Genomic DNA, 19,713 nt, shown 5'->3' with positions numbered 1-19,713 from the left:
GTCGTCCTCTCGATCAGGCGGGGTTGGGCTGGGAGAGGAACCGGTCCATCTCGCTCAGCATGCGGGTCACGGCGGTGCGCGCCGGGGCCTTGCCGGCCAGGGTGTCCGTCATGGCGTCGGCCATGCGCGTCTGGAAGTCGCTGCCGCCGCCGGTGAACCAGGCGTCGGGGTCGAAGACGGCGACCTCGGCCGCGGGCGCGTAGTCGCGCTGCGGGGTGAGCTCCTGGTAGGCGGGCTCCTTGACGATGGGCTGGTAGGCCGGGATGTGGCCGGCCGAGGCCCAGGTCAGGCCCTCCTTGAGGAGGCCCGCGAGCACGCGGTAGGTCGCCTCGCGCTTGGCGGGGTTCGGCGTGCCCTGCTTGGGCAGCACGAACGCGTGCGAGTCGGCGTAGTTGGCCGGGGTGTCGAAGATCGCCGGGAACTGCGTGGCACCGACGTCGGGGTTCGCACCCTGGAACATCGGCAGGTCCCACTCGCCGGCGAACATCAGCCCGGTGCGGTTCGACATGAAGCGGCCGGACGCGGCGTTGCCGTCCTGGTTCTTCGCGGCGACCTTGCCGTCGACCATCGCCTGCAGGAACTCGAAGACCTCGGTGGCGGCCTCCTCGTCGAGCGCAGCAGGGCGGCCCGGCGTGAGCTCGTAGTCGCCGCCGTTCTGGGAGTACAGGCCCCAGAACATGCGCCAGCAGCCGGCGGGGTCGCGCTGGTAGCCCCAGCTGACCCCGGTCTCGCCCGTGACCTCGGCCATGGCTCGCCCGGCTTCCAGGAAGCGGTCGGCCCCGGCGACGGCGGACAGGTCCAGCTTGCCGTCCGGCCCGGCGAGGCCGGCCTGCTGGACGATGTCGGGGTTGTGGAACGCGATGTACGGGTGCGTGTCCAGCGGCAGGGCGTAGAGCTGCCCCTCGAACTGGGCCTTCTGCCACACCGCCGGAGCGAAGTCGGCCTCGGTGATCCCCAGCTCGGCGAGCGCGTCGAGGTCGAACGGCTCCAGGAGCCCGCCCGGCGCATACCCGGCCAGCCGGGACATGTGCATGACGGCGGCCTCCGGCGGTCGACCGCCGGACGAGGCCATCGCCAGCTTCGTGTAGTACGGCGGCCCCCAGGCGAGGGTCGTGGTCTCGACGGCGATGTCCGGGTTGGCCGCGGCGACCACACCCGCCATCTCCTGCATGAGGGCGCCGTCACCGCCGGAGAAGAGGTCCCAGACCATCACCGAGGTCTTGCCCGCGCCGGCGGCGCTGGGGGTGGCGCAGCCCGCGAGCGCGCCACCGAGCGCGACCCCGCCGGCCCCGATCAGGGCCGCGCGGAGCACATCTCGCCTGCTCAGCCCTCCGGAACTACCCACGAGACTGCGGGCTCTCGACGCAGCCTCGGGGCTTCCTTGGCCCGGGATGCCACGTCCTCGTACTACGGTCATCATCGACCTCCAATGGTGCAACGTTGCGCTCCAACGTTGGATCACGATGGACTAGGACGGGCGTCCAGTCAAGAGGGCACATGGTGGAAGGAAGTGAAGGCTTGGCCGAGCAAGCGGGTCGACGGGTAGGGATCAAGGAGGTGGCCGCGGCGGCGGGCGTCTCGTGGAAGACCGTCTCCAACGTCGTCAACGACACGGGCCGGGTGGGGGACGTGACGCGGGCCCGGGTGGAGGCGGTGATCGCCGAGCTGGGCTACCGGCCCAACCTGGCCGGCCGGCAGCTCCGGCGGGGCCGCACCAACACGCTCGCGCTCGCGGTGCCCTGGGTGCACGCGCCGTACTTCTCGGTGCTGGCGCACGAGGTGATCGACGTGGGGAGCGCCCGCGGCTACCGCGTGCTCATCGAGGAGACCAGGTCCTCGCGCGACACCGAGCTGGAGGTGGCGCGCGGCTTCGACGTCCAGGCGATCGACGGCATCATCTTCTCGCCGCTGGAGCTGACCCCGGCCGAGATCGACGAGGTCCGCGGGCCCGTGCCCCTGGTGCTGCTGGGCGAGCGGGCCGACCCGGACCCGACGCGCGAGCGGCGCACGGACCACGTGAGCATCGACAACGTCGACGCCGCGGCGCAGGTCACCACGCACCTGCTCGACACGGGGCGGCGCCGGCTGGCCTTCCTCGGCGCCGAGCCGCGCGGCGCCGGCCGGACCGGGGCGCAGCGCGTGCAGGGCTTCTTCGACGCCCACGCGGCGGCCGGGCTGGAGGTCGACGAGCGCTGGGTGCTCCAGTGCCCGCAGTTCTCCCGGCCGTCCGGCGCCGCCACGATCGAGTCGGTGCTGCCCCGGATCGACCAGATCGACGGGATCGTGTGCGCCAACGACGAGCTCGCCCTCGGCGCGCTGCACGCGCTGCGCCTCAACGGTGTGCGGGTGCCCGACGACGTGGCGGTGACCGGCTGGGACAACACCGAGGACGGCCGGTTCTCGAACCCGACGCTGACGACCGTGGCGCCGGACCTGCGCGCCATCGCGGAGACCGCGGTGGACCGCATCATCGCCCAGCTCGAGAAGCCCGGCGTCGACCCGGTCGACGAGGTCGTGCCGTACCGCCTGCTGGTCCGCGAGAGCAGCCGCGTCTGACCAGGTGACGGCCTCGGCGCGGGCCCGCGGCGGGCCGGCCGACCGGCCGCCGACGGACCCGTCCGGCCGCCGTCGCCGGGTGAGGCCAGTGATACAACGTTGCATTCTGGTCGGAAGACGTGTTGAATCGCCGCGCACCTGTCGTAGACGCAATGGAGCAGCTGATGACTTTCCTCGACCGCTTCTCGCCCGAAGGGGCGCCAACGGCGACCGCCGTCCCGCGCCCCGAGTACCCGCGGCCCCAGATGGTCCGGGACCACTGGCTCAACCTCAACGGATCCTGGCAGTTCGAGATCGATCCGGGTGACTCCGGTCTCGAGCGGGGTCTTGTCGAGCGGCCGCTCCAGGACGAGATCACCGTGCCCTTCGCCCCGGAGTCCGAGCTCTCCGGGATCGAGAACACCGACTTCCTCGAGGCGGTCTGGTACCGCCGGGAGATCACCGTGCCCGCGGACTGGTCCGCCGTCGGCGACGACCCCCACGTGCTGCTGCACTTCGGGGCCGTGGACCATGACGCGACCGTGTGGGTCGACGGCACCGAGGTCGTGCGGCACCGCGGCGGGTTCACCCCGTTCGTGGCCGACCTGCACGGCATCGCCGCCCCCGGTGACACGGTCACCGTCGTCGTCCGGGCCCGGGACACGCGCCACGGGCCGCAAGCCCGCGGCAAGCAGTCCAACCGGTACGCCAACTTCGAGTGCAACTACACGCGCACCACGGGGATCTGGCAGACGGTGTGGCTGGAGCCCGTGCCGGCGACGCACGTGCGCCGCCCGCGGATCACGCCCGACCTGTCGAGCTCCGCGTTCGACGTCGTCGTGCCGCTCTCGGCCAACCGCCGGGGCCACACGGTCTCCGTCACGGTGACCGACGCCGACGGCGAGGTCGCGAGCGCCACCGCGCGCGCCGACCTCGATCTGGCGCCCGCGCTGCGCGTCGTCGTCCCGGCGGACCGCGTGCGCACCTGGGGCACGGAGGACCCGCACCTGTACGGGGTGGACATCGAGCTGCGGGACGCCGCCGGCGCCGTCGTGGACACGGTGCGCTCGTACGCGGGCCTGCGGTCCGTCTCGATCGACGGCCAGGCGATCAAGATCAACGGCGAGCACGTCTTCCAGCGGCTCGTGCTGGACCAGGGCTACTGGCCGGAGTCGCTCATGACGGCGCCGTCCGACGCCGCGCTGGTGCGCGACATCGAGCTGGGCCTGGAGGCGGGCTTCAACGGCGCCCGCCTGCACCAGAAGGTCTTCGAGGAGCGCTACCTGTTCCACGCGGACCGGCTCGGCTACCTCGTGTGGGGCGAGTTCGGCGACTGGGGCGTCAGCGGCTACGGCACCCCGCAGGACGGCCAGCGGCAGACGACGTCGTTCGTCGCCGAGTGGCTGGAGGCGCTGCAGCGGGACCACAACCACCCGTCGATCATCGGCTGGTGCCCGCTCAACGAGACGCACCAGGACCTGCACGACCGCATCACGCAGCTCGACGACGTGACGCGCGCCATGTGGCTCGCCACCAAGGTGGCGGACCCCTCGCGACCGGTGCTCGACGCCAGCGGCTACTCGCACCGCGTGCCCGAGACGGATGTCTGGGACTCGCACCTGTACGAGCAGGACCCGGCCAAGTTCACCGAGCTGGTCGGCGGCCTGGCCGACGGCAAGCCCTACGGCAACGAGCGGGACAACGGCACGCCGATCTCCCAGCCGTACAACGGGCAGCCCTACTTCGTCAGCGAGTACGGCGGCATCTGGTGGAACCCGGAGACGGCGGCCAGCGCGTCGGGCAACTCACCCGACTCGTGGGGCTACGGCCAGCGCGTCGTGGACGAGGAGGAGTTCCACACCCGGTTCGCCGGTCTCACGGACCCGCTGCTCGACGACCCGCTGATGTTCGGCTACTGCTACACGCAGCTCACCGACGTGTTCCAGGAGGAGAACGGCATCTACCGGTTCGACCGGAGCGTCAAGCTCGACGTCGACCGCGTCCGCGCCGTGCAGGTGCGCCCCGCGGCGTTCGAGAAGGGCACCGACGAGGCCTCCTGACCTCGCCCCTCCCCGTGTCAGACGTACAGGTCACCCGGGTGACCTGTACGTCTGACACGTCTACCGGACTGTGCACCTTGTAGGTCTCTTTAGTCTTTTTCACCACATAACACCCCACCCACAGCGACGCTTGGGGGGTGCACAATAGGCCGGTGACGTACCGGTTCCTCAAGCTCATCCTCTCGATCCTCGTGCTCGTGCTCCTGCGCCCGCGCGTGACTGGGCTGCAGAACATCCCGAAGCGTGGCGCCGTGATCCTCGCGAGCAACCACCTGTCGTTCATCGACTCGCTGCTGATCCCGATCATGGCTCCGCGGCACGTCGCGTTCCTCGCCAAGGCCGAGTACTGGACCGGCAAGGGCATCAAGGGCCGCCTGTCCCGCTGGTTCTTCACCAAGATGGGCGACATCCCGGTGCAGCGGGACGACCCGCGCGCCGGGCAGCGCTCCCTGGAGGACGCCCTCGCGGTGCTGCAGCGCGGCGGCGCGTTCGGCATCTACCCCGAGGGCACCCGCTCCCGGGACGGCAAGCTGCACAAGGGGCACACCGGCGTCGCCTGGCTCGCCCTGACCGGCAAGGCCCCCGTGGTCCCGGTGGCACTGCTCGGCACGGACAAGGTGAAGCCCATCGGCAAGATGCCGCGGTTCGCCCGGGTCGAGCTGCACTTCGGCACGCCGATCGACCCCTCGCGCCAGATCGCGGCCGGCACCAAGCCCGCGCAGGCGCGACGCGAGCTGACCGAGCAGGTCATGCAGTCCATCCAGGCGATGAGCGGGCAGGAGCGCGCGGACTGAGCGCGGCGCGGCACTCCTTGTTGCCGAGATAGAACCCTGGCGAGGTAGAACCCCGCTGCGGTTCTACCTCGCCAGGGTTCTACCTCGGCGGGGTGGGTCAGAGGCGGGTGATGCGGATCGCGTCGGCCACGACGTACGCCGTGCCCTGGGTCCAGCGGCTGACGGCGACCACCGTGCGGGTGCCCGCCGTCATCGCGTAGGTGCCGAGCGAGAGCCACGCACCGCCCGCAGCGGACTGGTCCACGCGGATGGTCGACGAGCCGGTTCCGGTGTAGACGATGAACGGCGTCGACGTGTTGTAGCCGGCGATCCCCGGGAACCACGCCTCCACCCGGTACGAGCCGCTCGACGGGATCGTGGCCGAGTACGTCGCCAGGTCGCTGACCTCCGCCGGTGTCGCGTAGCGGTAGTCGGCGCCGTACCGCTCGGCCGAGAAGGACGACGTCAGCCAGGAGGAGCCGGCGGAGAAGCCCGCCGAGGTGTTGTCCACGATCACCGACCAGCTCGTGCCCGCCAGGGCTGCCGCGACCTCGGACCGGAGCTGCGGCAGCATCGAGTACAGGACGTCGCCCGGGCAGGCCGTCGCCGTGTAGTCCCGGTGCCCGTAGATCTGGGTGGGCGCGATGCCGTACTGGTCGCAGATGTAGGCGCACAGCTCGACCAGCCGGCTCCAGAGCTGCGCCGGCGGCGTGGCACTCGTGTAGGTGCCCTGGTTCTCGATGCCGATGGCCTGGCTGTTCTGCCCGGGCGCGTGCGCGCCCACGACCGTGCCGCTGCCGTTCTGCAGCCGCGACAGCGATCCGTGCCGGCCCTCCATGACGTACCCGCCGCGGCTCACCGTGAGGTGCTGCCCGGTGTCCACCCAGCCGTTGGCGAAGTGCCACTGCTGGATGTCGCGGGCGATCTGGTACCCGGCGGCCTGGGAGTAGTCGGTCACGTTGGCCGACGCCGTGTGGTGGATCAGGATCTTGTTCGGGTTGGTCGAGACGGTGTCGATGGTCCCGCGGGCCGCCGCGGCGCCCCAGGTGGCGCAGCTCGCGATGGCCGGCGCGGCCACCTCGACCCCGGCCGCGGCGCCGGGCGGCGCGTCGGCGGGCGCCTCGGGGTCGGGGGCCAGGGACGGCGGGGCTCCGGGAGCGGCGACGGCGGGCGCGGCGGTCGTCGCGCCGGCGGCACCGATGCCGAGGACGACGGCGCCGCGCAGCAGGTCACGCCGGTCGAGCGAGAGGTGGTCGGTGGAGCTGTGGTCGTGGTCGTGCACGGTGGGGCCTCCACGGGTCGGTCGCGCTGGTACGTGCCGATTTCATCCGTAGTATCGGCCGACGCCACGACGCCCGGGTACATCACATCCGGGCTATACCGCGCGCACGATGCCCGTGCCCCGAACAGTCAGACGCCCAGGCCACCCGAGTGACCTGGGCGTCTGACAGGCTCGAACAGCTACTGCTCGATGGTCTGGCGACCCTCGGACGAGCCCTGGCCGATCGGCGTCGACCCGGCCGAGTGCGCCACGTCGATCTTGCGCGGCTTCGCCTCCTCGCTGACCGGGATCGTCAGCGCGAGCACGCCGTCGGCGTACGACGCCTCGATCCTGTCGAGGGCGAGACCGCGGCCCACGGTGAGCTGCCGGGCGAACGTGCCTGTCGGCCGCTCGCGCACGAGCCACTGTGCGCCGTCGTCCGAGCGCTGCGTGCGCTCCGCACGGACCGTGAGCGTCCGGTCCTCAACCGAGACGTCGATCGTGCCGGGGTCGACACCGGGCAGGTCCATCGAGAGGACGTAGTGGTCACCGGTGCGGAACAGGTCCATCGGCATGGCACCGGACTGCCGTGCGTTGCCGGCCATCGTGCTGAACATCCGGTCCATCTCCTGGAACGGGTCCCAGTAGGTAGCCATCGCGCATCACCTCCTACGACGACACGGCCCTGGCCCCTCCAGGGCCGCAGCGATCGGCGACGGCCCTGGCCGCCGCCTGGCTACCCTCCAATTCTGGCACTCGACACCCGAGAGTGCCAACCCCCGTGCCGGCGATCCGTCAGGCGGCGGCGCGGCCCGTCAGGCCCACCCGGTCCAGCAGGTCCAGGGCGGGGCGATGCTTGTTGAACGTGTACACGTGCAGGCCGGGCGTACCGGCGTCGAGCACCTCGCGCGCGAGCGCCGCGGAGTACTCGATGCCGTGCGCGTGCTGGGCCTCGGGGTCGACGGCGCCGTCGGGGGCGGTGAGCCGGTCGAGGTCGCGCAGGAGCTCCGCGGGCGCCGCCACCCCGGTGAGCTCCTGGACGCGGCGCAGTCGGCGGGCCTCCGTGGTGGGCAGGATCCCGGCGAGGATCGGGATGGTCACGCCCTCCGCCCGGGCCGCCTCGACGAACCCCGTGTACGAGTCCGCGCGGTAGAAGAACTGGGTGATCGCGAAGCTCGCGCCCGCCTCCTGCTTCTCCAGCAGCCGGCGCACCTCCTGCTCGCGCGTGGTGCCGGCCCCCGGGTTGCCGTCCGGGAACGTGGCGACGGCGATGGCCAGCGGCCGGGCGGCCGAGCGCAGCGCCGTGCTGACGTCGGCGGCGCACCGCCGTTCGTCCACCTGCCGCAGGAGTCGCACGAGGTCCACGCTGGAGCGCACGCCGTCGGCCGGCGGGCGCCAGTCCGGCTCGTCGCGCGGCGGGTCGCCGCGCAGGGCGAGGAAGGACCGCACGCCGGCCTCGAGGAACTCCTCGATCACCGCGGACACGTCCTCGCGCGAGGCGCCCACGCAGGTCAGGTGGGCCACGGGCAGCACGGGCGTGCCACGCAGCAGGGTGGCGAGCACCTCGCGCGCGGTGGCCCGGTCGCCGCCGGCCGCCCCGTACGTCACGGAGACGAAGTCCGGGCGGGCCGCCACGAGCCGCTGCGCCGTCTCCCAGAAGTTGGGCGCGGCGTTCGGCCGACGCGGGGGCATCAGCTCGAACGACACCGTGGGGCGGTGCGGGTGTACCTCGGCGACCATGGCTGCTCCATCGAACCTGGCGTGAGCACCTTGCGTCCCTCGCGCCGCGGCGACGCGGCGGAAGGTCGGCAGGTTGCTGCGGTGTCAGGGAGCCAGGACTCTCGACCGCTCTGGATGGGGTTCGCCACCATGCTAAGCGACCGTCCAGCACTGGGACAGAATTCGTCCGGAGGTCGAGACGGCCCGGTCCACGGTGTGTGGACCGGGCCTGCCCGCTACTTCACCGACCCGGCCACCAGGCCGCCCACCAGGCGCTTCTCGATGATCATGAACAGGATCACCACGGGCACGATCGCCACGACGGACACCCCGAACACGTACTGCCAGGACGTCTCGTACTGGCCCACGAACTTGGTGAGCGCCACGGACAGCGGCTGGTTGCCCGCCGTCGTCAGCAGCACCAGCGAGGCCGCGAACTCGTTCCAGGACGCGACGAACGTGAACACCACCGCCGTCACGATGCCCGGCCAGACGAGCGGCAGGTTGATCTTGGTCAGGACGGCGAACGTGCCGGCGCCGTCGAGCTGCGCCGCCTCGTCGACCTCCTTCGGGATGCCCGCGAAGAAGCTGTGCATGATCCAGACCGCGAACGACAGGTTGAACGCGGCGTTCACCAGGATCATCGCGACCCACGTGTCGAGGATCCCGATGGCGATGAACTGCCGGAACAGGCCCGACGTCAGCACCGCGGGCTGCACCATCTGGGTCACGATCACGAGGAACAGGAAGAAGAGCCGGCCCGTGAACCGGAACCGCGCCGTGTAGTAGGCGGCGGGCAGCGCCACGGCCAGCACGAGCAGCGTGGCGCACAGCGAGATCACCAGGGTGGAGATCAGGTTCTGCGCCAGCGGCGTCTCGGGCGTGGACCACATCGTGACGTAGTTGTCCCAGTGCCACTCGGTGGGGAAGTAGGTGGGGTCGACCGACCTGATCTCGGCCTTGGTCTTCACGGAGCCGAAGAACATGATCAGGTACGGCAGCAGGAAGACCACGAGCACCACGAGCCCGGCGAGCAGCCGGAGCAGCAGCGACCCGAGCGGCACCTGGTCCGTCGTGTACTTCCGCACCCGCCGCCGGTTGTCCGACGGCGGCCGGGCCGCGCTGCGCGCGGTGGTCCCCGAGTCCGTGATCGCGGTCATCAGACCTCCTCCAGGGGGCGGACGACCCGCACGTAGACGGCGACGATGGCGATGACCACCAGGAACGCGATGACGGACAGCGCGCTGGCCAGGTCGATCTGCCGCTGGTTCTGCATGTACTTGAAGATCATGGTCATGACGGTGTCCGCGTCGTAGCCGGGGATGGACCCCGTCATGACGCGCAGGATCGGCAGCGAGTTGAACACGTTGATGATGTTGATGAGCACCGCCACCGAGATCGCGCCCCGCAGCTGCGGCAGCACCACGCTGAAGTAGGTGCGGAACCCGCTGGCGCCGTCGATCCGCGCGGCCTCCACGGTCTCGCCGGGCACCGTCTGGAGCCCGGCGAGCACCGTGTAGGTGGTGAACGGCAGCGAGACGAACACGGCGACCGCCATCGCCCACGCGAACGCGGTGCCGGGATGCCGGGTCCAGCCGTAGCCCTCCGGCGTGCTGATCAGGCCGACGTCCACGAGGAACGAATTGATGATGCCGAAGTACGGCTCCAGGCCGTAGTGCACCACCAGCGTCGTCATGACCACGCTGGAGGCCCACGGCACGATGACGGCCATCCGCACCAGCCGGCGGCCGGGGAACGCCTTGTTCAGCAGCGCCGCGAGCGCCAGCGACCCGATCAGGGTGCAGGCGACGACCACGACGACCCACACGACCGTGCGGCCGAGGATGGGCCAGAAGTACTGGAAGCCGATCACCGTCGCGAAGTTCGCGAGGCCCACTCCCCCGTCGTCCACGCCGCTCTGGCTGATGTCGCGTGTCGAGTTCCAGAACATCAGGCCGACCGGGAACAGGACCACGGCCGCAATGAGTGCGACCGCGGGCCCGATCCACGGCAGGGCCTTCAACAGGTCCTTCACCAAGTTCCCCGTGCTTTCGGTTCGGCGTTGCGTGTGGTCAGCCGTGCCGGGCACGGCGGTCGGTGCGGGCGTCAGCCCGCGTCGACCTGCTCCTGGATCTCGGTCAGGACGTCCTGCGCCGACTTCTTCCCGTCGAGCTGACCGAAGAGCGCCTTGAACGCGGAGTCGGCCGCGGCCCAGTCCGGGTTGGTGCTCGGGTAGAACTGCGCGTCGGGCAGCACCTCGAGGAACGGCGCGAGCGCCTCCTCGCCGGCGAGCTGCTCGGAGCCCGAGAGGGTGGTGGGCAGGAAGCCCTCGGCCTGGACCCACGGCACGTAGACGTCGGCGGAGTAGAAGTAGTCGAAGAAGGCGGTGATGGCCTCCTGCTTGTCGCCGTCGTTCTGGAACGCCATCAGGTGGTCCGCGACGCCCAGCGTGAACGGCGAGCCGTCCTCGGTGGGGATGGGGTGGATCGAGTACTCCAGGTCCGGGTTGTCGGACTCGATCTGCCCGACGCTCGGCGGCAGGCCGATCTGCATGCCGACCTTGCCCTGGACGAAGATGTCGAACAGCGGGCTGCGGTCCGTCGCGCCGGCGTCGGCCTGCGTGGCGCCCTCGTCGATCATCTTCTTGGCGAACTCGGCGCCCGGGAGGTTCTCCGGGGTGTCGATGGTGATGGCCTCGGCGTCGCCGAAGGTTCCGCCGCCGCCCCACAGCCACACCGCTGCCTCGGCCTGCGCCTCCTCGGAGCCGAGCGGCATGCCGTAGCCGGCCACGCCGCCGCCGAGCTCGGAGACCTTCTTGGCGGACTCGAGCAGCTCGTCCCAGGTGGTGGGGACCTCGGCGCCGGCCTCCTCCAGGAGCGCGTCGTTGACGAACAGCGCGCGGGCGGAGGCGATGAACGGCAGGCCGTAGGTGGTACCGCCCACCTGGGCGTTCTCCAGGAACGTGGGCTGGAAGTCGGCGTAGGTCTCCTCGGAGGTGACCTCCTCGACCGGGTAGAGCAGCTCGTCCTCGGCGAAGCCGGCGAAGGGGCCGCCGTTGTAGATGTCGGGTGCGTCGCCGCCCTGGATCTTGGTGGCGATGACGGACTCGAGGTTGTCCCAGGACTCGACCTGGAGGTTGACGTCGATGTCGGGGTTGGCCTCCTCGAACCCGGCGATCACGTCGTCCCAGTTCCCCTGGGTGGCGTCGGAGTAGCTGGGGACGAGCAGGTCGAGAGTCGTCCCGTCGCCGGTCGCCTCCCCGCTGGACCCGCCGAACCCGCAGGCCGTCAGTCCGGTCGTCGCGGCGAGCGTGATCGCCATGATCCCGCCAAGCCTCTTGTACTGCGCCATTGCCGTCCCTCTCCTTCGTGGTGGTGCAGGTCACGTTTTCACTCGGGTCGTAATCTGTCAATGGTTCTAACAAACCTGTGACACACGGGTGACATGGCGTTTCCAGACCTGCTCCTGGGGCAGTCGTGGGGCAGCGAAAAGGGCCGCAGCCTGCGGCTGCGGCCCTTCTCCTGGCGGTCTTCCGGGCCGACGACGAGGCTCGCCGCCGGCGGCTGGGATCAGCAACCGCACTCGTCGGGCATGCCCTGTCCGATCCATGCCACGGACTCGGCGAAGCGAGAGGTCCCCGGGTACGTGACCTTCCAGTACCCCCTGCGGGACTCCACGACCGTCGTGATCCGCGCGTCGGAACCGATCTTCAGGTCCCGCACGAAGACGGGCCGCTTCGGCTCGTACGGCCCGTCCGGGTCGAAGGAGAGGATCGCCGCGCTCGAGCGGATCCGCAGCCACGAGAGGGAGCCGTCGTCGGCCACCCGCAGTACCTTCGCCAGCGCCTCGATCCGCGCCGGACGGCCGTCGGTCGCCTGCGACGAGATCTCACCGTTGACGTACGTGTAGCGCCGGAACTGCACCCGCTTCGCCTGGTCCACGTCGATGAGATGGCGGACCCGGGTGCCGTCGGGCTTGCGCACGACCGTGAAGATCTCGACACCCGCCCGGTAGGTCCCCGGGACGATCTTGCCGCTCAGATCGATGATGCCGCGGCTCACCATGCCGCTGCTGGTGCGCTTCATCTTGATCGTGCGCTTGCGCACCGGCTCGCGGTCGATCTTCTGGAGCGTGACCACGGCCTCCGCGCCCAGCAGGGTCCCGCCGGTGGCCTTCAGGGCGACGGAGTACCCGAACTCGGGCGAGTAGAGCACCTGCCGGTCGACGTCGCCGTTGATGACGGAACCAGAGGCGAACATCGACGTGGTGACCGTCGTGCCCTGGCGCGTGTGGACGTCGACCACCGGCAGCGCCTGTGCCGCCGGGGCCACGACGAGGCCCCCGGCGAGCAGGGCCGCGGCTGAAGTCAGCGCGACCAGGCCACGGCGGAGGAGAGAGCTACGAGACGTGCTGTGCAGAGACATCGTGCTGTTCCCGTCTTTCGGAGGATGCCCGCCCCGAGCACGTCGCTCGCCGTCGGGCCTTGTACACACCAGTACGGGAAGGTGCCGCGAAACGTTGTGGGTGAAGACGAGAGAGGGCCGCGGCCCACGGCCGCGACCCTCCCTTGTCCTACCTTCGTCCGACGGCGGAACCCGCCGCCGGCCCGGTGCGTTCAGCAGCCGCAGCCCACGACGCCCTGCCCGATCCACGCCACGGAGGTGCCGCGGCTGGACGTCCCCTCGTAGGTGACCTTCCACCAGCCCTTGCGGGACTCGACGACCGTCGTGATCCGGCCGTCGGTGCCGATCCTCAGGTCCCGCACGAAGACGGGCTTCTTCGGCTCGTTCGGACCGTCGGCGTCGAAGGAGAGGACGGCGGTGCCGAAGTGGTTCGGCGACCACGCGAGGGTCCCGCGGTCGATGGTCAGCATGCGCGTGGTGGCGTTGATCCGCGCGAGACGACCGTCCGTCGCCTGCGTGCTGATGGTTCCTTCGGTCAGAGTGTCGCGGCGGAGCTGCACCGACTTGCCGTCGCTCACGTCGACGAGGTGCCGGACCCGGGTGCCGTCCGGCTTGCGCACCACCGTGAACACCTCGACACCCACGCGATAGGTCCCCGGCTGGATGACCGCGGCGTTGAAGTTCAGGGTCCCCCGGCTCAGGAACCCGGTGGTGGTGCGCTTCATCTCGATGGTGCGCTTGCGCACCTGCCGGCTGTTGATCTTCTGGACCGTGACCTCGACCTCCGCGCCCAGCATGGTCCCGCCGGACGCCGCAAGGGAGACCGTGTAGCCCACCTTGGCGGGGTACAGCTTCTGCTGCTCCACGTCGCCCGTGATGATCGAGCCCGACGCGAACATCGACGTGGTGACCGTGGTGCCCTGGGACCGGTGGACATCGACCACCGGCAGCGACGAGGACTGCGCCGACGGGGCGACGACGAGGCCCCCGGCGAGCAGGGCCGCGGAGGTGGCCAGGGCCACCAGCCCCCGGCGGAAGAGCGGGGTGCGAGACGTGTTGAGCAGAGACATCGCGAGGTTTCCTGTCTGTTCGACGTACCTGTCCCACCGCGCACACCGCTCGGCGTCAGGCTCCACCGCGTTCCACGGACGGGAGCACCAGAACGTTGTGGGTGAAGAAAACACGAGAGCGCCCGCCCGGTCGAAACCGGACGGACGCTCCTCGGCTCGCGCTTCTACCGCGCGGTGCTCAGCGCTCCGTGGCGCCGATCATCGGCAGGCCGAACGACAGCCCGACGGCGAGGATGCCGCCCACGAACAGGTACGGCGACGACGCCGCGTCGCCGATCGAACCGACGGCCATCAGCGCGAACCCGCCCAGGAACAGGGCGAAGCACACGATGAAGCGAACCACCAGCGCCGCCGTGGGCTCCTGCTTCTGCCTGCGTGCCACCTCGAAGTTGCTCATGAGCCAAATCTACCGGCTCACCGTGACCGGCAGCTCGTCCCGCGCCCCGTTGACCGTGACGGTCACCGTGGCCCGGCCCGCGCGCAGGGCCGTCAGCTCGTGCGTCGCGGGGTCGAGCGCGACCACCGCGTGGCGGGAGCAGTCGCGCAGGGCGAAGCGGCCCTGCTCGTCCGTCACACACACGCCCGGGCCGTCCCAGCGCGCCGAGACGGGCCAGGCCACCGGCACCTCCCGGGTCTCGTCCTGCACGACGACGGCGCTCACCGCCGCGGTGCCGCCCACCTCGAGCGACTCCGGCCCGGAGACCGTCACCTGCGCGGCGCGGGTGTTGACCTCCCAGGCCAGCCACGGGTCGGCGGACCGGCCGCCGCCCGACGACGCCGGTACCCGACCCGACGCCGGGTGGACACCCAGCATGGACCAGCCCGTGAAGCCGCCGTCGGCCGGGGTGCTCGCCGGGCCCTTCCCGGAGTTGCCGTTGACCAGGTACGGCACGCCGTCCTGCGTGCTCGCGTGGAAGACGCCGACGTGCGAACCCACCGAGGCGATCGACTTGCCCGTCGTCTCCTCGAAGTCCTCGAACCATCCGCGCAGCGTGTCCGCCTCCAGGCGGTCGGTGAGCTGGCTGGCCTTGGTCGGCAGCGGGTCGTCGAGGGGGTGGTGCGCGAACACCAGCACGCCGGTGACCGTGCGGTCGGTCGCGGCGTCGTCGAGCGCCTCGCGCAGCATCTGCACCTGCGCGAAGTCCGTGCCCAGGCGGCCTGACGACGAGTCGAGCATGACGAGCCGCGTGGTGCCGCCACCGGGGCGACCGGGCCGCCCTGGCGTCGGAACGTCCAGCACGCGGGTCCGGTCGCCGAACTCCTCCTCGAAGTTGGCGATCGAGCCGCCCATCACCTCGTGGTTGCCGGGCAGGTAGTACCAGGGGAAGTCCGCGTCGGCGAGCTCCTCGGTGAGGACGCGCCGGGCGAGGTCGAAGTCCTCGGGCGCGGCCTCGTCCACCAGGTCGCCGTTGATGACCAGCAGGTCCGGGTCGTCGGCGACGATCTCGCGGAGCGCGTCCCGGGCACCCGCCACCGCACCCGACCCGGGGTCGCGCGCCACGAACTGGGCGTCCGACAGGACGGTCACGCGCAGGGGTGCGTCGTCCGTGGCGCCGTCGGCGGCCACGACCGGGTCCTCGACGCGGGGCGCCTCGGGGGCGTCCACCGCGGGTGGCACCTGCGCGGCGATCGTCGACAGCGTCAGCGCGCCCGTGTACTGCTCCCCGGCCGTCGTCTCCAGCGCGCGCACGCGCTGCAGCTTGAGCGGGAACGCGACGCCGTCGGGCACCGGGAAGGTGACCTGCCGCCAGCCGGTCCAGGTGACCTCGGGGCCGTCGAGCTGCGTGACCACGCCGTCGCCCTGCCGCACCTGGAGGCGCAGCCAGGCGCCGTGGCCGTCGCCGTCCACCCACATCGTCACCGCGCGCGGCGCGCCGGGCAGCTCGCGCCCGCCCGCGGCGGCCTCCGGGAGCACGACGTACTGGCCGCGGGTGGCCGTGGACCGCGTGAAGTCGTACGTCATCCGCAGGCCCGCGGCGCCGTCGTGCCCGGCGGCCGGGGCGAGCGAGCCGCCCGGGGCACGGTCGTTCGCCGAGGTCCAGGAGGCGGCGTCGGCGAAGTCGGCGACGACGTCCTCCTCCAGGCTGACCGTCACGGCCACCTCGGTGGTCAGGTCCGTCCCGCCGGGGCCGGGTACGGACAGCTCGAACGTGGTGCCGCCCACCGCCGCGAGCGCGCGGACCTCGAAGGACCCGTCGGCCTGGGGGACGAGCTCGGCGACCGGTTCGCGGGTCGCGCGCACCCCGGCGATCCGGGGCTCGCCCGGCTCGACGGCCGTCACGGTGACGTCCCGCGCCTCGATCGGCGCCGAGAACCCCTGTGCGTCGTAGCCGGTCAGCACGAGCGGCGCGGTCGCGTCGGCGTTCTCCAGCCCGACGACGGGGGTGTCCACGCCCGTGCGGACGAGGTCGCCCAGCACCTCCACCTCGGTGGTGCCGGCCGCGAGGCCGAAGCGGCTCAGCGAGGCCGCCGTCACAGTGGTGCTGCCGGTCCGGCGGCCCGTGACCACGCCGTCCCGCACGGAGGCGACCCGCCCGTCGCGGGCGCGCCAGGACGAGGGCTCGGTCGCGACGGGGCCCATCGCGTCGTCGTACCCCTTGCCGGTCAGGGTGCGGTGCAGGCCGGGGAACACGCGGTCGGCGTCGTCCGCCGGGACCGTGGTGCGCACGTCGTAGGCCGCGACGCGGCCCGAGCCGGCGGGGACGTACAGGCCGAGGCCGTTCGCGTCGGACCGCTCGTAGCCGTCGGACGGGCTGTTCAGGATCGTGGTGGCGGCGTCGCCGGGCAGCCGGGCGACCATCTCCGAGGAGCCGCCGCCGTCGAGGTTGATCGCGTCGTCGGCGCCGAGCTGGGCCATGAGCTCGCCCAGCTCGTAGAGGTTCATCCCGATGCTGTGGGTCTGGCGGCCGTCGACCACCACGAAGTACGCGCGCGTGCCGGACGCGTCGAAGCCGACCGCGGTCCGCGGGTGGCGCAGCTCCACGTGGTCGCCGGTCGCGGAGGTGACCTCGCCGTCCTCCAGCAGCGGGTCCTCCGGCCCGCCGCCGATCGCGACGGCGACGTCGCCCGCGTCCGCGCGCACGCCGTACGCCAGGTCCACGTGGTCGCCGGGCCGCAGTGCGGCCAGCGCGTCGGCCGCGGCGCCCGGCCGGGCCACGACGGCGCGCGTCCCGTCCGGGAGCTGTCCGTCCCCGGGGCGTCCGACGGCGGTCACGGTGCCGTCGGCGTCGACCGTCACCTCGATCCCCTGCTCGCCCGCCGCCAGGGGACGGGCGCGGGTGAAGGCGCCCCACCCGGCGTCGAACACGGCGGCCCCGCCCTGGGGCACGGCCGTGACGTTCAGGCCGCTGACCGGGACCTCGGTCCGGGCTGCGGCGTCGCCGCCGGACGCCGAGCCCGAGGCCCAGCTCACCGAACCCTCGAGGAAGATCTGGGCGAGCCGCCCCACGCCGTCCGCCCCGAACGCGACCGAGCGCTCCCGGCCGGGGGACGCGGACTTGACCAGCGTCCCGTCGTCGACGCTCGCGCCGAGCGCAGCACCCGAGTTGTTGATGTCGAAGTAGTCGCCGTTGATCGCCGCGATCGCGCCGCGGGAGGCGGCCATCTCGGAGACCGGCGCGGTGTCGGCGACGCGCTCCGGGCCCACGTAGCCGACGCGCACCGTGCCCCGGGGCACCTGCCCGTCCGCGCCCGCCGCTCCGAGGTCGGCGACGAGCACCTCGCCGCTGAGCCAGCCGTCCGCGCCCAGCCGCGCGAACCGCGTGAGCTCCAGGCCGGGCGCGATCCGCCGCTCGTCGCGGCGGGTGACAATGGCGTCACCGTCGTCGTCGAGCCGGAGCGGGGTGACTTCCCCGGAAGTTTCCGTGGATCCACCAGACGGCAGCGAAGCGCTCACGAAGGGCGTCGGAGCGGTCAGTGCCGTGTCCGCACGCGGGACGTCCTCCGGTGCGGGGAGGGGCGCCGCGAAGGCGCCGCTCGCGGGTGCCACAAGAAATGCGGTGGCAACTGTGCAGGTCAGCGCTTTGGTGAGTATTCCTCGCGGCTTTTCCGGCCGCGCGCCGGACAGGACTCGTCGCATGCTCGTTCCTTCTGGGGAGTCGGGGGGAGCGTTCTGCGGCAGGGTTGCGCGGCGAGGTTATGGCCCAACGACCAAAGTGTGAATATCACCCGAATCGCAACGTTGTTCACTGAACGCGAAACATGGGCGAGTTCGGGTGACACTACGATGCGTTCGTGGCAAACACGTCCCCGGCCTTCGACCAACGTCCTGCCCGTGTGCGCACGGACTGGGGCATCTCCGGTGCGCTCGCCCTCACCGCCACCGATGCGCGCTCGTCGCTGGTGGTCGTGGTGGACGTGCTCTCCTTCTCGACCACGGTCACCGTCGCCTGTGAGCAGGGCGCCGGCGTGTACCCGTTCCCGTACCACGATCCCGCCGGGGCGGCCCGGCTCGCGCGCACGATGCGCGCGGCCCTCGCCGGCCCGCGGTGGGAGGACGGCATCAGCATCTCGCCCGCGTCACTGCAGGACCTCGACGCCGAGCGCCTCGTGATCCCGTCCCCGAGCGCCGCGCAGATCTGCCACACCATCGCCAACCGGGGCGCACTGATCGTCGCCGGCAGCCTGCGCAACGCGAAGGCCGTGGCCGGCCTCGCCGCCGCGCACCTGGCCGCGTCCGAGCGGCACGACGTCGTGCTGGTCCCCGTGGGCGAGCGCTGGCCCGACGACACGCTGCGCCCCGCCCTGGAGGACTACCTGGCGGTCGGCTCCATCGCCGCGCGGCTCACCGCGATGCTGCCCGACGTGAGCATCTCCCCCGAGACCGAGGCCACGGTCACGCTGTGGAAGGGCACGCAGGACATCGTCGACTCCGTGGGCGGCACGGCCAGCGGCCGCGAGCTGCTCGACTCCGGGTTCGCGGACGACGTCATGATCGCCACCGAGGTCGACGCCACCGACGTGGTGCCGGTCCTGATGGACGGCGCGTTCGTGCCGCTCGGGCACCGCGTCGCCGCGGCCCGCAGCCGTCGGAACGTGGGCGCGAGCGCCCGCTAGCCCCGCGTGAGCCGGCCCGCGAGGGTCGTCACGACCTGGACGTCGCCGTCGAGCCAGGGCACGTCGTCCAGCTCGGCGGCCGTGAGCCAGCGCAGCTCGTCGTGGTCCTGGAGCGGCTCGGGCGTGCCGTCCGCCGGCAGCACGAACCACACCCGCATGCGGTGCCGTTCCGTGATCGGCCAGGCGCCGTCGTCGGGCCCGGGCACCTCGGCGCCGACGTCGACCCGTACCCCGAGCTCCTCGACGAGCTCGCGGCGCAGCGCGTCGACGTGCGCCTCGCCGGGTTCCACCTTGCCCCCGGGGAGCTCCCAGCGGCCGGCGAGCGCCGGGCGGCGCCGAGCGCCGGGCGGCGCCGAGCGCCGGGCGGCGAGCAGCCGGGTCGGCCGGTCGAGGTCGTCCACGATCGCGGCGGCGACCACGTCGATGAGGGTCTGCTGCATGCCGAGCAGTCTCCCACCCGGTCCGTCCGGCCCGAGGGACGAGTCACCGCGGCCGGACACAGCACGACGACGGCGCCTCTGGGGATTGGCGCCGTCGTCGGGGTGGCTGCGTGTCAGGCGACGATGTCGAACTCGTTCGCCTTGGCGATCGCCTCCGCGCGTGAGGACACGCCGAGCTTGCGGTACACACTGCGTACCTGCGTCTTCACCGTGTTGCGGGTGACGTAGAGCCGTCGAGCGATCTGCTCGAGTGTGGCGTCCTCGGTGAGGTTCGCCAGGATCACCCGCTCACGACGGGTCAGGCTGGGGAGACGGTGGTCAAGGGTCATCGCGGTCATGGTCGTTTTCCTCCACACAGCGGCCGGTTCTGGGGTTCCGGCCTACGGTTGCTGCTATG

At 71.7% G+C, this 19,713-nt stretch carries 17 protein-coding genes and 1 riboswitch; of the genes, 4 read left to right on the top strand and 13 right to left on the bottom strand.

What is annotated here, in order from left to right:
* Nucleotides 1–13 precede the first annotated feature (13 nt).
* Complete coding sequence (locus ACZ7LE_RS00895) at nt 14–1,312, bottom strand: extracellular solute-binding protein (protein ID WP_470401522.1); 1,299 nt, start codon at nt 1,310–1,312, stop codon at nt 14–16.
* A 206-nt stretch (nt 1,313–1,518) separates the two neighbouring features.
* Between ACZ7LE_RS00895 and ACZ7LE_RS00890 the strand changes: the two genes are divergently transcribed.
* From ACZ7LE_RS00890 to ACZ7LE_RS00880, 3 genes are all read left to right on the top strand, one after another.
* The gene (locus ACZ7LE_RS00890; RefSeq protein ID WP_470401521.1) at nt 1,519–2,556 is read left to right on the top strand and encodes a LacI family DNA-binding transcriptional regulator; all 1,038 of its coding nucleotides are present in this window, start codon (nt 1,519–1,521) and stop codon (nt 2,554–2,556) included.
* 164 nt (nt 2,557–2,720) lie between these two features.
* Nucleotides 2,721–4,595, top strand: coding sequence for a glycoside hydrolase family 2 protein (locus ACZ7LE_RS00885; RefSeq protein ID WP_470401520.1), 1,875 nt, complete (start codon nt 2,721–2,723; stop codon nt 4,593–4,595).
* Between the two features lie 152 nt (nt 4,596–4,747).
* Nucleotides 4,748–5,389, top strand: coding sequence for a lysophospholipid acyltransferase family protein (locus tag ACZ7LE_RS00880; protein WP_036958689.1), 642 nt, complete (start codon nt 4,748–4,750; stop codon nt 5,387–5,389).
* 97 nt (nt 5,390–5,486) lie between these two features.
* Here the strand turns inward: ACZ7LE_RS00880 and ACZ7LE_RS00875 are convergent, their stop codons facing one another.
* The 10 genes from ACZ7LE_RS00875 to ACZ7LE_RS00830 all read right to left on the bottom strand — a co-directional run bounded on the left by ACZ7LE_RS00875 (nt 5,487) and on the right by ACZ7LE_RS00830 (nt 17,716).
* The gene (locus tag ACZ7LE_RS00875; protein WP_470401519.1) at nt 5,487–6,650 is read right to left on the bottom strand and encodes a golvesin C-terminal-like domain-containing protein; all 1,164 of its coding nucleotides are present in this window, start codon (nt 6,648–6,650) and stop codon (nt 5,487–5,489) included.
* 179 nt (nt 6,651–6,829) lie between these two features.
* On the bottom strand, nt 6,830–7,285 hold the full coding sequence (locus ACZ7LE_RS00870) for an Hsp20/alpha crystallin family protein (RefSeq protein ID WP_470401518.1): 456 nt from the start codon (nt 7,283–7,285) through the stop codon (nt 6,830–6,832).
* Nucleotides 7,286–7,424: 139 nt separating this feature from the next.
* Nucleotides 7,425–8,369: a methylenetetrahydrofolate reductase gene (locus tag ACZ7LE_RS00865; RefSeq protein WP_470401517.1), complete on the bottom strand. Its 945-nt coding sequence runs from the start codon at nt 8,367–8,369 to the stop codon at nt 7,425–7,427.
* A gap of 4 nt (nt 8,370–8,373) precedes the next feature.
* Nucleotides 8,374–8,490, bottom strand: a riboswitch (SAM riboswitch).
* A gap of 94 nt (nt 8,491–8,584) precedes the next feature.
* Nucleotides 8,585–9,508 carry a carbohydrate ABC transporter permease gene (locus ACZ7LE_RS00860; protein ID WP_470401516.1) on the bottom strand — a complete coding sequence of 308 codons (924 nt, stop codon included), beginning with the start codon at nt 9,506–9,508 and terminating at the stop codon, nt 8,585–8,587.
* Entirely contained in the window at nt 9,508–10,383 is an 876-nt protein-coding gene (locus ACZ7LE_RS00855) for a carbohydrate ABC transporter permease (protein ID WP_470401515.1), read from the bottom strand. The genes ACZ7LE_RS00860 and ACZ7LE_RS00855 overlap by 1 nt, the downstream gene beginning before the upstream one ends.
* A 71-nt stretch (nt 10,384–10,454) precedes the next feature.
* A complete protein-coding gene (locus ACZ7LE_RS00850) occupies nt 10,455–11,699 on the bottom strand; it encodes an extracellular solute-binding protein (protein ID WP_470401514.1) in 1,245 nt (414 codons plus the stop codon).
* 218 nt (nt 11,700–11,917) lie between these two features.
* Complete coding sequence (locus ACZ7LE_RS00845) at nt 11,918–12,772, bottom strand: hypothetical protein (protein ID WP_470401513.1); 855 nt, start codon at nt 12,770–12,772, stop codon at nt 11,918–11,920.
* A 191-nt stretch (nt 12,773–12,963) separates the two neighbouring features.
* Complete coding sequence (locus ACZ7LE_RS00840) at nt 12,964–13,821, bottom strand: hypothetical protein (protein ID WP_470401512.1); 858 nt, start codon at nt 13,819–13,821, stop codon at nt 12,964–12,966.
* A gap of 178 nt (nt 13,822–13,999) precedes the next feature.
* On the bottom strand, nt 14,000–14,218 hold the full coding sequence (locus ACZ7LE_RS00835; RefSeq protein WP_020013596.1) for a hypothetical protein: 219 nt from the start codon (nt 14,216–14,218) through the stop codon (nt 14,000–14,002).
* Between the two features lie 9 nt (nt 14,219–14,227).
* Entirely contained in the window at nt 14,228–17,716 is a 3,489-nt protein-coding gene (locus ACZ7LE_RS00830; RefSeq protein ID WP_470401511.1) for a phosphodiester glycosidase family protein, read from the bottom strand.
* A 338-nt stretch (nt 17,717–18,054) separates the two neighbouring features.
* Between ACZ7LE_RS00830 and ACZ7LE_RS00825 the strand changes: the two genes are divergently transcribed.
* Nucleotides 18,055–18,876, top strand: coding sequence for a 2-phosphosulfolactate phosphatase (locus ACZ7LE_RS00825; protein WP_397390429.1), 822 nt, complete (start codon nt 18,055–18,057; stop codon nt 18,874–18,876).
* On the opposite strand, the gene ACZ7LE_RS00820 is transcribed toward ACZ7LE_RS00825, so the two are convergent.
* Both ACZ7LE_RS00820 and ACZ7LE_RS00815 read right to left on the bottom strand, forming a co-directional pair.
* On the bottom strand, nt 18,873–19,316 hold the full coding sequence (locus ACZ7LE_RS00820) for a (deoxy)nucleoside triphosphate pyrophosphohydrolase (RefSeq protein WP_470401510.1): 444 nt from the start codon (nt 19,314–19,316) through the stop codon (nt 18,873–18,875). The two genes, ACZ7LE_RS00825 and ACZ7LE_RS00820, sit on opposite strands and share 4 nt — an antisense overlap.
* A gap of 113 nt (nt 19,317–19,429) precedes the next feature.
* Nucleotides 19,430–19,654 carry a helix-turn-helix domain-containing protein gene (locus ACZ7LE_RS00815; protein ID WP_285100614.1) on the bottom strand — a complete coding sequence of 75 codons (225 nt, stop codon included), beginning with the start codon at nt 19,652–19,654 and terminating at the stop codon, nt 19,430–19,432.
* Between the last annotated feature and the right edge of the window lie 59 nt (nt 19,655–19,713).

The organism is Promicromonospora sp. NPDC110617, assembly GCF_055598465.1.
The sequence above is the reverse complement of the archived record's forward strand: the minus strand, read 5'-3'. Positions and strand labels throughout refer to the sequence as shown.

What these genes read in the sequence shown, in the direction of transcription:
- ACZ7LE_RS00885 (WP_470401520.1), top strand. Translation starts at nt 2,721, where the DNA reads ATGACTTTCCTCGACCGCTTCTCGCCCGAAGGGGCGCCAACGGCGACC.
- ACZ7LE_RS00870 (WP_470401518.1), bottom strand. Translation starts at nt 7,285, where the DNA reads ATGGCTACCTACTGGGACCCGTTCCAGGAGATGGACCGGATGTTCAGC.
- ACZ7LE_RS00865 (WP_470401517.1), bottom strand. Translation starts at nt 8,369, where the DNA reads ATGGTCGCCGAGGTACACCCGCACCGCCCCACGGTGTCGTTCGAGCTG.
- ACZ7LE_RS00860 (WP_470401516.1), bottom strand. Translation starts at nt 9,508, where the DNA reads ATGACCGCGATCACGGACTCGGGGACCACCGCGCGCAGCGCGGCCCGG.
- ACZ7LE_RS00850 (WP_470401514.1), bottom strand. Translation starts at nt 11,699, where the DNA reads ATGGCGCAGTACAAGAGGCTTGGCGGGATCATGGCGATCACGCTCGCC.
- ACZ7LE_RS00845 (WP_470401513.1), bottom strand. Translation starts at nt 12,772, where the DNA reads ATGTCTCTGCACAGCACGTCTCGTAGCTCTCTCCTCCGCCGTGGCCTG.
- ACZ7LE_RS00840 (WP_470401512.1), bottom strand. Translation starts at nt 13,821, where the DNA reads ATGTCTCTGCTCAACACGTCTCGCACCCCGCTCTTCCGCCGGGGGCTG.
- ACZ7LE_RS00835 (WP_020013596.1), bottom strand. Translation starts at nt 14,218, where the DNA reads ATGAGCAACTTCGAGGTGGCACGCAGGCAGAAGCAGGAGCCCACGGCG.
- ACZ7LE_RS00820 (WP_470401510.1), bottom strand. Translation starts at nt 19,316, where the DNA reads ATGCAGCAGACCCTCATCGACGTGGTCGCCGCCGCGATCGTGGACGAC.
- ACZ7LE_RS00815 (WP_285100614.1), bottom strand. Translation starts at nt 19,654, where the DNA reads ATGACCGCGATGACCCTTGACCACCGTCTCCCCAGCCTGACCCGTCGT.